Source organism: Staphylococcus sp. M0911, from assembly GCF_003491325.1.
Lineage (GTDB): Bacteria > Bacillota > Bacilli > Staphylococcales > Staphylococcaceae > Staphylococcus > Staphylococcus warneri_A.
On the sequence record NZ_CP022881.1, the window covers coordinates 1,982,077 to 1,993,979 of the forward strand.

Genomic DNA, 11,903 nt, shown 5'->3' on the forward strand with positions numbered 1-11,903 from the left:
TTTTTACTAAAATCATTATGATTAATTTTTTTCAATATCGTATCTAAAAAAGGGAGCAAGATGAAGTATTCATATACGAATAACAATCATCTCACTCCCAATGTAACACTATTTAATTATTAAACTGAAATAATTTCATACCTATATTTAAGGTTCACATTGACCCTTATTGTTCAGTTGTTTCAATTAGACCATACTTACCATCTTTACGACGATAAACGATACTAGTACCGTCAGTTTCACGGTCTGTAAAGATAAAGAAGTCATGTCCTAAAAGATTCATTTGTAGCACCGCTTCTTCAGAATCCATAGGTTTTAAACTGAATTGTTTAGAACGGATAATTTCGATATCATTATCATTATTTTCTTCAGCACCGCTAATTTCTTCTGGTGGCGCTTCTTGAACTTCTGCTACAAATACTTCTTGATCGCCACGATCACGGTGCTTACGATTTACACGTGTTTTATACTTTCTAACTTGACGTTCAAGTTTATTAGTAATTAAATCAACACCTGCATATAAATCATCATGTCTTTCTTCTGCTCTTAAAGTTACATCTTTAAGCGGAATTGTCACTTCAACTTTTGTAGTTGAATTTGAATAAGTTTTAACTTTAACGTGGGCAACCGCATTCGGTACATTGTTAAAGTAACGTTCTAACTTACCAATTTTTTCCTCAATATAGTTGCGAATTGCATCTGTGATAGTGAGGTTATCTCCATGAATTTCAAATCTAATCATAGTAATCTCTCCTTTAACCTCTTATATTGGTAATGCTTAATTATATTTTACCACGTCGCCCTCATCTTGCAAACGCAAACACATTGAATTTTCTGACATTTAATGTAGATAATTTACACATTGCGCGGTTAATCGTTAACCCTGTTGTATAAATATCATCTACAAGTAATATTTCTTTACCATCCAACTCAACATTGTTTCTTATAAAGAAGGGATTGGTCTCTTTAAGACGGTTAATTTTATTTAACTCTGCTTGTTTCGGTCTTAATTGTGTACCTAGTACATTTACATAGGCAATACCCTTCATCTTTAATACTTCTTCAACTGGATTAAATGTCCTTTCAATATTACGTTCATCTGGCGATGGTATTGGAATTACATAATCAAACTTACCTTCTGGTAAATTGATGATCGCGGCAAGAACCTTACATAAATAATGATCTTTCAAAAATTTATATTGATGCATCGTTTCTTTCATAATACCATCATAATTAAAATTACATTTTAATCGATATTGAATGTTAAATCGTTCATTCAAAAATTGACAGTCTTCACAAATATGTTCACCTTTAGTCATTAATTTCAAACACTTTTTACAACGCTTTAATGCATCATTAATCTTTACTTGATTCCATTTTTCAAAGCAAGTCTCACATATAACACAAGGTTTTCTATAAAAATTAATAATAGTTAATTGTTCATTGATCGGATTTAAACATTGTAGGCATTGTTCCATTATATGTCTAACCATCCTTTTTGTTTCGCAAGTTGATTCATTTTTTTAATATCTTTTCTAGCTAACATCATTGATAACGACACACCATTATGATAATAAACCACATTCCCGTTTGGGGCTTGCTTCTTTCTACCCACTCGACCTGCGATCTGTATTAATGCCGCTTTAGAAAACTGGTCAGCTTCAATAACTACGACATCCAACTTTTCCATAGTAAAACCTCGTTCAAGAATGGTAGTGGTAAAAACAACCATATGATTGCCTGCCCTTAAAGATTGCACTTTCTCAAAGCGCTGTTCATCTTCACTGTGAATATATATTAAATTAGGTATTTGAGATTGATATGTCTTAAAAGCTTTAATCATATGATCAATATGATTAAAAAACACTAAGGTATAACGTTGATTCTGTATTTGTTTGGATAAGAAATTCAACAATTTAAATTGAACCTGTTTGGGTTTAAACTTTAAATATTGAAAGATAGGTACGGGGAGTGGTTGTCGGTGAAATCGTGCTGGCAATTTTATCACATTATCTTTACTTATCGTTGATAATAATTTCTGTGGTGGTGTAGCTGTCATATAAATATGACATGCGTTCTGTTTGGAAGATGATTGAATGACCTTAAATAAGTCGTCATCCATAGATAAGGGAAATGCGTCTACTTCATCAATGATGATCGTATCAAAGTGATTTTTATATCGGTATAGTTGATGAATTGTTGAAGTGATAAAATGTCCATCGAATTGTTGTTGACTACTTTGATGTATGACATCTATATCTTCGTGAATAAATGCATTTTTAATCCGTTGACTAATTTCTACTACAACGTCAACACGTGGGGATACAATCGCAATATTGTCTCCCTGATTTCTAGCAAACTTAATGCCTTCGAAAATCATTTCAGTTTTTCCAGCTCCAGTAACAGCGTATAACAATAATTTTCTTCGTTCCATAATGGCTTTTACAATTTGTTGAGAGGCATAGCTTTGTTGGTCTGAAAGCTCAAATTCCAGATGATATTCACATGGCGTAACCTTTTGATGACTCTTTATGATTCTATAATCAGTCAAATGATCCATACGACCAAGTTGTATACATTTCCTACAATATACTATGTCCTTATTTATAAAATCTGAATAATAGCGATGAAAATATTTAGCATCGTCTGTTTCACATTGAACACAATGCCATCGGTTATTTTTAAATACGACCCCTTTAGTAACAAGCGCCACTTGTTCCAAAGTGATATTCGTTTCCGAATGTATTAACTTACCATAATGTAATATTGATGTTCCCTCCAATAAAAAAAAGACATACCGAATTGTCATTTAACAATTCCATATGTCCTCTCAATCTTCTAATTAAGTCTAATTTGGCGTGCTGTATATCCTAAACCTAACCCACCAGATCCTAAGTGTGCGGCAATAACTGGTCCAAATTCAGAATATGCTACTTGATAATGTGAAGGTGCATTCGCTTTAACAGATTCTAATAACGCTTTTCCATCATCAGTTTTATCACCATTAATCACATAAATGGTCACATCATCATAATCTTTGACTTGATTTAAGACTTTGTCTTCTAATGCTTTGAGTGCTCTCTTCTTAGTACGTACTTTTTCTTCCGGTACAATTTTACCGTCATCAAACTTAAGTACAGGTTTCATTTTTAGCAAAGTACCTACCCAAGCTTGTGCGCCTGTAATACGGCCGCTTTTTTGTAAATTTTTTAAGTCATCTACAATTAAATAAGCACCTGTATGTTCTCTCATATCAGTTAACTCTGCTATGATATCATCTGGTTTATAACCTTGTTCTACCATTTCTATTGCACGTAATACGTAACAACCTTCCATCATAGCCGCAAGCTTACTATCAAATGCATAGACGTTAATGCCTTCAACTAATTCTCCAGCTTGCTTCCCAGATTGATAACTCCCACTAATTCCACTAGATAAGAATACAACTATCACATCTGTGTAACCATCTTCTCTTAATTTTTCATATCTTTGAATCCATTCACCTACAGCCGGTTGACTAGTCGTAGGTATCGTTGCTGAAGAAGCCATTTTATTGTAAAAATGGTCAATATCAACATTTACATCTTCAGTATAGCTTACACCATCATCAAAAGTTACACTTAACGGTGCAACTGGGATATCATATTTATCAATTAAATCTTGAGATAGATAGCTAGTAGAATCAGTCATTACAGCAATCTTCATAGTAGTCCTCCTCAATTATACTCATAGTAATAATACAATATTTTATTAAAAAAGAAAATCTTAATTAAACAATTTATTTTAAGTATTTACAGCGTGTATAATACTAGTATGAAAACAGAGCGAAGATGAAGGTGAAAAAATGACAAAACCAATCATTACTATTAAAGAAGAACATACTATTGAAAATACGATCAATAAATCTCTTTTTATTTCACATATTAAACCTGTAGCTTCAGAAGATGAAGCAAAGGCATTCATTAATGAGATTAAAGCACAACATAAAGATGCAACACACAACTGTTCTGCATATACTATAGGGCCAGAAATGAATATTCAAAAAGCAAATGACGATGGCGAACCAAGTGGTACGGCTGGTGTACCTATGTTGGAGATATTAAAAAAATTAGATCTACATGATGTGTGTGTGGTTGTAACACGCTATTTTGGTGGCATCAAATTAGGCGGCGGCGGACTCATACGAGCATATAGTGGTGCAGTACGTGATGTCATTTATGATATCGGCCGTGTTGAATTAAGAGCCGCTATTCCAACCACTGTTACCTTGAATTATGATCAAACCGGTAAATTTGAATATGAATTAGGTTCTACTAGCCTTATGCTTAGAAATCAATTCTATACTGACAAAGTTAGCTACCAAATTGATGTCGTTGAAACTGAGTATGATGATTTTATCGCCTTTTTAAATAAAACGACAGCTGGCAATTATGAGCTAAATACTGAAGATATTAAAATGTTACCCTTTGATATTACAACAAATTAAAAAGAAGCTATCTAAAGACAGAGTCTCAATTCCGATTAAGTTGAGACTCTGTCTTAGATAGCTTTTGTAATATTTAGTGATTATCTTCCTCTTCATATTGATGTTGAGGATGTGGAGGATCACCTTTTTTAGTAATGAGATTTAAGATAGGTCTATAATTATCATCTATTAATCCTGTGAATTCAACAATGAGTTCAATCGTTAAAATAATTAAAATGAACATCATTAAGGCACCTAGAGGTTGAGATAGATACAGAATAATACTAGATAGACTGAATAAGATAGCAATGGAATATATGAGTAATACGGTTTGTCTATGTGTATAGCCTAGTTCTAACAACTTATGGTGCAAGTGAGATTTATCCGCTTGCATAATATGTTGCCCTTTTTTCATTCGTCGAATCATTGCAAAAATAGTATCAATAAATGGTACCGCTAAAATAACGATTGGGAAAAATAAAGCAATAAATGTAATGTTTTTAAAACCTAACAATGAAACAAATCCAATAATAAAACCAATCATTAAAGCACCGCTATCACCAAGAAATATTTTAGCTGGGTGTGAGTTATAGAATAAGAATCCTAATAAAGATCCAATTAACACACAACAAATCATAATAATAAAGATATTCGCCTGTAAGATAGCGATAAATGCAATCGTCATTAATGCTATCGCAGATACACCAGATGCTAAGCCATCTAATCCATCAATTAAATTAATAGCATTAGTAATAGCCACAATCCAAATCACTGTAATTGGAATACTTAAAATTCCAAAATGTATCGTTGGACCCATTGGTAATGAAATAAAATCAATCGTGATGCCATAAAATGCTACCACTAAAGCAGCGACGATTTGCCCAGCTAATTTGATATAAGGTTTAAGATCAAATATATCATCGATTAAACCAACGGCATACATCAAAATTGCTCCGATAACTAATGGCTTCACTTCTCTTTCAATAGGATGACCTAACCACATTCCAATTAAAAATGAGAATAAAATAACTGTGCCACCCATGACTGAAATCGGCTTTGTATGTACCTTACGAAAGTTGGGTTTATCTACTAAATTTAATTTTTTAGACATCGCAATAATAATGGGTGTTATTATTAAACTGACTATCATAGTAAATGCAATGAGTAATAATGTATACATCAGTTCACCTTCATCAAAATTAAGTTAGTTTCTATCATTAAGGGTAAGTTTTAAGAAATCCAACCATTTTTCTTCCTATATTTATAGTTAATAATTAAATTTGAGTCGGTTATTTTGTATGATCTTCCTCTTTAATAACGACTTCTATCAATCTTGTATTTTATCGTAATAACATCAGTTGCTATCATCTTTCCTTATTATTAAATCAACTGTATAATTAGAGTTAATCTAAAAAAGACATCCCAAATTTATAACAACATTCATTCTTCATATATTTCTACATCGATATTAATACTCTCACATGACGAAACTATTTTTTTCATAATATCACTTAAGTTAACATTTTAACATTAATCACTATTTTATGTGATAAATTTTTTAGTCTAACTAATGACAAATTGTAAGTTTTCACTTACAATAGCTAATGGTCAATAAAGGAGTCGGTAAAACTATGTTTGAAGCAATTATATATAATATTTCAGTCATGGTTGCAGGCATATATTTATTTCACAGACTGCAATACTCTGAAAATAAAAGAATGGTTTTTTCTAAAGGATATGTCACTGTTTTAATGACACTTGTTGCACTTTTATTAGCAGCATATCCCATTCCCTTCCGTTTAGAATACTTAGTTCATTTAACGTTTGTACCTTTATTATTCTTAGGGCGTTATACTAACATGGTTTACACATTGGCTTCTGCTATCGTCGTATCATTAGTTGACGTACTTATTTTTAACAACTCAATCATATACGGTATCACTTTAGTCGTTATTGCGGGTGTTGTCAGTGCAGTAGGCCCATTTTTAAAACAAAATGACATTATATCGTTGCTTATATTAAATTCAATCAGTATTATCATTTTATTTATACTTGCATTAGTGAGTCCAATTTATGATTTGATTGAAATTGCAATTTTAATTCCTGTGTCATTCATTATCACAATTGCCTCTGCAATTACATTTGTAGATATATGGCATTTCTTCTCACTCGTTAATCGCTATGAAAATGAAGATAAATATGATTATTTAACTGGTCTTGGGAATGTAAAAGAATTCGATAGACATTTGAATCAAATATCTAAATATACTGAGACACATCATGAAAGCTTAGGCTTGTTACTGATTGACATTGATGGTTTTAAAGATGTAAATGATACATATACGCACCAAGCAGGAGATGCTGTATTAAAACAAATGTCTCAACTACTTAAAAATTACGTCCCTAAACAATTCCTTATTTTTAGAAATGGTGGCGAAGAATTCTCTGTCGTGATTAATGATTATACGTTGGATCAAAGCGTCAAACTTGCCGAAAATATTCGACAAGGTGTAGAGAAGTCATCCTTCCACCTACCTAATAAGGAAGTCATTAAACTTTCAGTATCTATAGGTGTCGGATATTTAACACAAGATGATCGCAAATCACAAAGACGCGTCTTTAAGGATGCCGATGATATGGTTCATGTGGCTAAAAGTGAAGGTAGAAATAAAGTCATGTTCAATCCTATTATTAAACTATAATCAAATATTGGATACAGAATCAGAGGTAGAGGTAAAAAGATTTGTCATTTCGTTAATTTATTTATCGAAGTATGAATCTTTCATGTCTCTTCCTCTTTTATTTTATAAACGCATTTCTTATTCATCACAGTCACAATATGATTAGATTTAATATAGATGTTAACCAGTGTTATCACCTACTTCCTTCATTACATAATCTTTTCAATATGCCGTACTCTATTGAAAGTTGTTAGCTCAAGATGTAAACTTCAATTATTCATATCATTAAATTAATTAGGAGGTGGTTATTCATGTCAGATTCAATCACTATCATCGATGAGAATAAAGTGATTGATGTCGTGTTGATTGCTGGTAGGATTTTACTAGAAGCTGGTGCTGAAACTTATCGTGTTGAAGATACCATGAATAGAATTGCGCACAGCTATGGCTTGCATGATACATATAGTTTCGTAACTTCAACCGCTATTATCTTTTCACTTAATGATCGTACGAGTACCAGATTAATTCGTATTAGAGAACGTACGACTGATTTAGAAAAAATAGCATTAACCAATAGTTTATCTCGTAAAATTTCTAGCAATCAACTTACTATCGATGAAGCAAAATCTGAATTAATCCACCTTAGAAGTGCATCGTTGCAATATTCATTTTTAATGAATTTATTTGCAGCAGCGATCGCATGTGGTTTTTTCCTATTTATGTTTGGTGGCGTTGCATCAGATTGTTGGATCGCCATACTTGCTGGAGGATCAGCTTTTCTAACGTTTAGCCTTGTTCAACGATATATTCAAATTAAATTTTTCTCAGAATTTGTAGCTGCTGCAGTAGTAATCACTATTGCTGCTGCCTGTTCGAAACTTGGATTGGCAACAAATCAGAACATTATTACTATTGCGAGTGTAATGCCTCTTGTACCTGGTATTTTAATTACCAATGCTATACGAGATTTACTAGCTGGAGAGTTATTAGCAGGTATGTCTAGAGGAGTTGAAGCAGCGTTAACTGCATTTGCAATTGGTGCTGGCGTTGCTATTGTATTACTAATTTTTTAAGAGAGGCTGTTCATATTGTTATTTTATTTATTTCACTTCACAATAAGTTTCATTTCCACAGTCCTTTTCTCCATCATATTTAACGCACCTCGTCGATTATTGTTAGCTTGTGGATTTGTCGGTGCAGTTGCGTGGACAATTTATCAATTTACTGTTGATATGCAATTTGGAAAAGTTGGCGCTACATTTTTAGGTAGTTTAATTTTAGGCTTACTCAGTCATACAATGAGTAGACGCTATAAGCGACCTGTTATTATCTTTATCGTACCTGGAATCATTCCACTTGTACCAGGTGGTGCTGCGTATGAGGCAACACGCTTTTTAGTTTCAAATAATTACACTAGTGCTGTAAATACCTTTTTAGAGGTAACCTTGATATCAGGTGCGATTTCTTTTGGTATCCTCGTGGCAGAAATCATCTATTATCTCTACACACGTATCAAGCAGTATTATGGTAAAATTAAAGGTAAATCATATAGAAAATCTTATAATATGAATAATCGAGTTTAAGGGGATGTCTAACATGAAAGAACAAATTATCGATAGATTAACGAGATACGTCAAAATAGATACACAATCAGATCCAAATTCAAGTACGACACCATCTACGACAAAACAATGGGATTTATTAAACCTATTGGAAAGTGAGCTTAAAGCATTAGGACTTGAAACAGATATGGATAGCAATGGTTACCTTTTTGCTACATTAGAAAGTAATGTGGAATACGACGTGCCAACGGTTGGTTTCTTAGCTCATGTTGATACATCACCTGATTTTAATGCTACTAATGTTAATCCACAAATTATTGAAAAATATGACGGTAACCCGCTAAAGTTAGGTACGACAGACAGAATTCTAGATCCTAAAGTCTTTCCTGAACTTAAACAAGTCATTGGTGACACATTAATGATTACTGATGGTACTTCTTTGCTAGGTGCTGACGATAAAGCAGGCGTAGTAGAGATTATGGAAGGTCTTAATTATTTACTTCAACACCCAGAAATTAAACATGGTAAAATCCGTGTAGGCTTTACGCCAGACGAAGAAATTGGAAGAGGGCCTCATCAATTTGATGTTGAACGTTTCAATGCTGATTTCGCTTATACTATGGATGGTAGCCAATTAGGAGAGTTACAATTTGAAAGCTTTAATGCTGCTGCAGCAAAAGTGACATGTCACGGTGTTAATGTGCATCCTGGATCAGCTAAAAATGCGATGATTAATGCGATTTCACTTGGCCAACAATTTAATAGTTTATTACCGCCAAGTGAAGTTCCAGAACGTACAGAGGGTTATGAAGGATTTTATCATTTAATGAATTTTGAGGGTAATGTTGAAAAAGCTACATTACAATATATTATTCGAGACCATGATAAAAAACAATTTGATCTACGTAAAAAGCGTTTCATGGAAATACGTGATGATATCAACTCACACTTCGAAGACTATCCAGTCAAAGTGGACGTTGAAGACCAATACTATAATATGGCTGAAAAGATCAAACCACATCAACATATTATAGATATCCCTACAAAAGTATTTAATCGTTTAGGTATCGAGCCTAATACGGAACCTATTCGTGGTGGTACTGATGGATCACAACTCTCATTTATGGGATTACCTACACCTAATATCTTTACTGGTTGTGGCAATTTCCATGGTCCGTTTGAGTATGCTTCCATCGATGTTATGGCAAAGGCCGTACAAGTTATGGTCGGTATCGCAGAAGAAGTTGCAAAATCAAATCAATAATATATCAACACCCCTAAGTGTCTAGTCTAATACACTTAGGGGTGTTGTTTTTATCATTTCTATAATTATTTATTCACATCGAATTGTGTTTTCAATAATTTTAATGCTTGAACTGTATAATGTCTGATTTGTAGACCCATTTTAAAGTCTGTGTATGATTCAGGCATTTCTATAAATGTATTGAACATAGCCGTTACGCCCTTACCTTCAAACAAATCAAATTTATCATCTGTAGCACAAATTGCAATAGATGTCTTATGATGTTTTTCTGTTAAATCAGCAATACGTAATGTAGTCGTTTCTAATAATTGGTCACGTTCATTTAAACCTTCACCAAATATAATTAAATCTGCTTGTTGAACTAAATCTTCCAGATGTGTAATTTGGTCTACAAGTTCATGACTTGTTAAAATTTCCGCTTGATATAAACCATTTAAAACTGCAGCAATTCCGCCACCAGCACCACCACGTTCGATAGGACCAATCGTTACTCGTAATTCACTTTTAAATAATTCACTAAAGTACCAAACTAAATTGTCAATTTCTGCTGCTTCATTTTGTGTCATCCCTAGCATTGGATACATTTGCATAATCTCACTTTGTTTACCATATAAGCGACTTGAAAAATCTGACATCACTTGAATATTTGCTTCAGCTAGCTTCGGATGGATACCAGAAAAATCTAGACGTCGAATATATTTAATGACATGCGCACCCTTAGTCACATCAACTAAATTTGCCTCATCATCATAGAACTTAGCGCCTAATGCTTGAAGCATTCCTGCACCACCATCAAAGCTACCGATGCCACCAAGCGAGATAATAATGTGTTTGGCATCATTATCTAACGCAGCATTTAAAATTTCACCTAAACCAAAACTCGTTCTTTCTTGAATTGGTTTTTGACCATTTAAAAATAAATTACCCTCAATAATTGTCATACCGCTATCTGTTTGACCATAAATCGCTTCTACATCATTCATGTCAGCATCGTGAGCCGCAACTCGATATTTACTCCCAGATTGCCATAAAAAGACTGAATCCATTAATTCATGTCGTCCATTAAATAGTGGAACTTGAACGATATCAGCCTTTTCAATTTGACTAGCAACCGCTTCTTCGACATATCTGTTTGCTTGATAGCTTGAAATAATACCATTAAATTCGTCCATGGCTACTAAAACTTTCATTGTCTTAACCACCTTGTTTTTATATAATATTGTGCTTTCAATACAATTTAACTTATATTATTAATCTTACATTTATAACATATTCATTAATCTATTTGTGTTGTACACTAACATATTATACATGTGAATGTGCATGATTTCATGATAAACACTATCATAATCTTTATTAAACTATGAGTAATATGAATATTGGTCTATTATATACTATTCTCAATTAAAGCATAAACGATTAACTTACCTTTTTACAATCGCAATTAAAAAGCCATCTTATTACTCTATCCGTAATAAAATGGCTTCCATCATTTGAGCGAACATCAATGAAGTAATATAACTTTGATGTTCTTTATTCATTTGTTAGTGATTCATTATTCTTCTGCTTGCGCTAATGACGAAACATTGATGTCACTGTGTGACGCATTCCATTTCATTTCACCATCTATAAAGTAAAATGCTTGTGGTGATTCATGTTTGACATTTGTCTTTTCAGCAATGTAGTCCGATAATTTGCGCTCCTGTTGTACTATTAAATAGTAACCGTCCATATCGCGTTCATATAAAAATTTATTAAACTGATCATACGCATTTGCAGAAATTGGACAAGTTTCGCTATGTTTTAAAACAAAAACATATTTATTTTCTTCTAACACTTGTTCAAACTGGTCAATCGAACTCAGCTTTATAGCCATTCTATTCACCTCTAAAAGTATTTATCACATTTTCTGAGCATATGCGTGATATTCA

General features: G+C 32.9%; 12 protein-coding genes. 5 read left to right on the forward strand and 7 right to left on the reverse strand.

The features are described from left to right. Positions 1-166: 166 nt before the first annotated feature. The 4 genes from hpf to fakB1 all read right to left on the reverse strand — a co-directional run bounded on the left by hpf (position 167) and on the right by fakB1 (position 3,705). Complete coding sequence (hpf, locus tag ssp1_RS09660; protein WP_002450920.1) at positions 167-742, reverse strand: ribosome hibernation-promoting factor, HPF/YfiA family; 576 nt, start codon at positions 740-742, stop codon at positions 167-169. A 61-nt stretch (positions 743-803) separates the two neighbouring features. After that, positions 804-1,478, reverse strand: coding sequence for a ComF family protein (locus ssp1_RS09665; protein ID WP_075778918.1), 675 nt, complete (start codon positions 1,476-1,478; stop codon positions 804-806). Beyond that, the gene (locus ssp1_RS09670) at positions 1,478-2,722 is read right to left on the reverse strand and encodes a DEAD/DEAH box helicase family protein (RefSeq protein WP_228077254.1); all 1,245 of its coding nucleotides are present in this window, start codon (positions 2,720-2,722) and stop codon (positions 1,478-1,480) included. Before ssp1_RS09670 ends, ssp1_RS09665 begins: the two co-directional genes overlap by 1 nt. Before the next feature lie 116 nt (positions 2,723-2,838). Continuing rightward, entirely contained in the window at positions 2,839-3,705 is an 867-nt protein-coding gene (gene fakB1 / locus ssp1_RS09675; RefSeq protein WP_049423638.1) for a fatty acid kinase binding subunit FakB1, read from the reverse strand. Positions 3,706-3,844: 139 nt separating this feature from the next. Here fakB1 and ssp1_RS09680 point away from each other — a divergent pair, with 139 nt between their 5' ends. Continuing rightward, positions 3,845-4,486, forward strand: a complete 642-nt coding sequence (locus tag ssp1_RS09680; RefSeq protein ID WP_107536115.1) for a YigZ family protein — start codon at positions 3,845-3,847, stop codon at positions 4,484-4,486. Positions 4,487-4,559: 73 nt separating this feature from the next. Here the strand turns inward: ssp1_RS09680 and ssp1_RS09685 are convergent, their stop codons facing one another. After that, positions 4,560-5,645 (reverse strand): glycosyltransferase family 4 protein, encoded by a 1,086-nt coding sequence (locus tag ssp1_RS09685; protein WP_002450925.1) that lies wholly within the window; start codon positions 5,643-5,645, stop codon positions 4,560-4,562. Between the two features lie 451 nt (positions 5,646-6,096). Here ssp1_RS09685 and gdpS point away from each other — a divergent pair, with 451 nt between their 5' ends. From gdpS to pepT, 4 genes are all read left to right on the forward strand, one after another. Next, positions 6,097-7,167, forward strand: coding sequence for a GGDEF domain-containing protein GdpS (gene gdpS / locus ssp1_RS09690; RefSeq protein WP_049423637.1), 1,071 nt, complete (start codon positions 6,097-6,099; stop codon positions 7,165-7,167). Positions 7,168-7,457: 290 nt separating this feature from the next. After that, on the forward strand, positions 7,458-8,219 hold the full coding sequence (locus ssp1_RS09695) for a threonine/serine exporter family protein (RefSeq protein ID WP_002450927.1): 762 nt from the start codon (positions 7,458-7,460) through the stop codon (positions 8,217-8,219). Positions 8,220-8,234: 15 nt separating this feature from the next. Beyond that, the gene (locus ssp1_RS09700) at positions 8,235-8,729 is read left to right on the forward strand and encodes a threonine/serine exporter family protein (protein ID WP_002450928.1); all 495 of its coding nucleotides are present in this window, start codon (positions 8,235-8,237) and stop codon (positions 8,727-8,729) included. A gap of 13 nt (positions 8,730-8,742) precedes the next feature. Continuing rightward, a complete protein-coding gene (pepT, locus tag ssp1_RS09705) occupies positions 8,743-9,972 on the forward strand; it encodes a peptidase T (protein WP_002450929.1) in 1,230 nt (409 codons plus the stop codon). Between the two features lie 65 nt (positions 9,973-10,037). Here pepT and ssp1_RS09710 read toward each other — a convergent pair whose 3' ends face one another. Further along, complete coding sequence (locus tag ssp1_RS09710; protein ID WP_002450930.1) at positions 10,038-11,162, reverse strand: glycerate kinase; 1,125 nt, start codon at positions 11,160-11,162, stop codon at positions 10,038-10,040. A gap of 365 nt (positions 11,163-11,527) precedes the next feature. Continuing rightward, positions 11,528-11,848, reverse strand: coding sequence for a bacillithiol system redox-active protein YtxJ (gene ytxJ / locus ssp1_RS09715; RefSeq protein WP_002450931.1), 321 nt, complete (start codon positions 11,846-11,848; stop codon positions 11,528-11,530). Positions 11,849-11,903 lie beyond the last annotated feature (55 nt).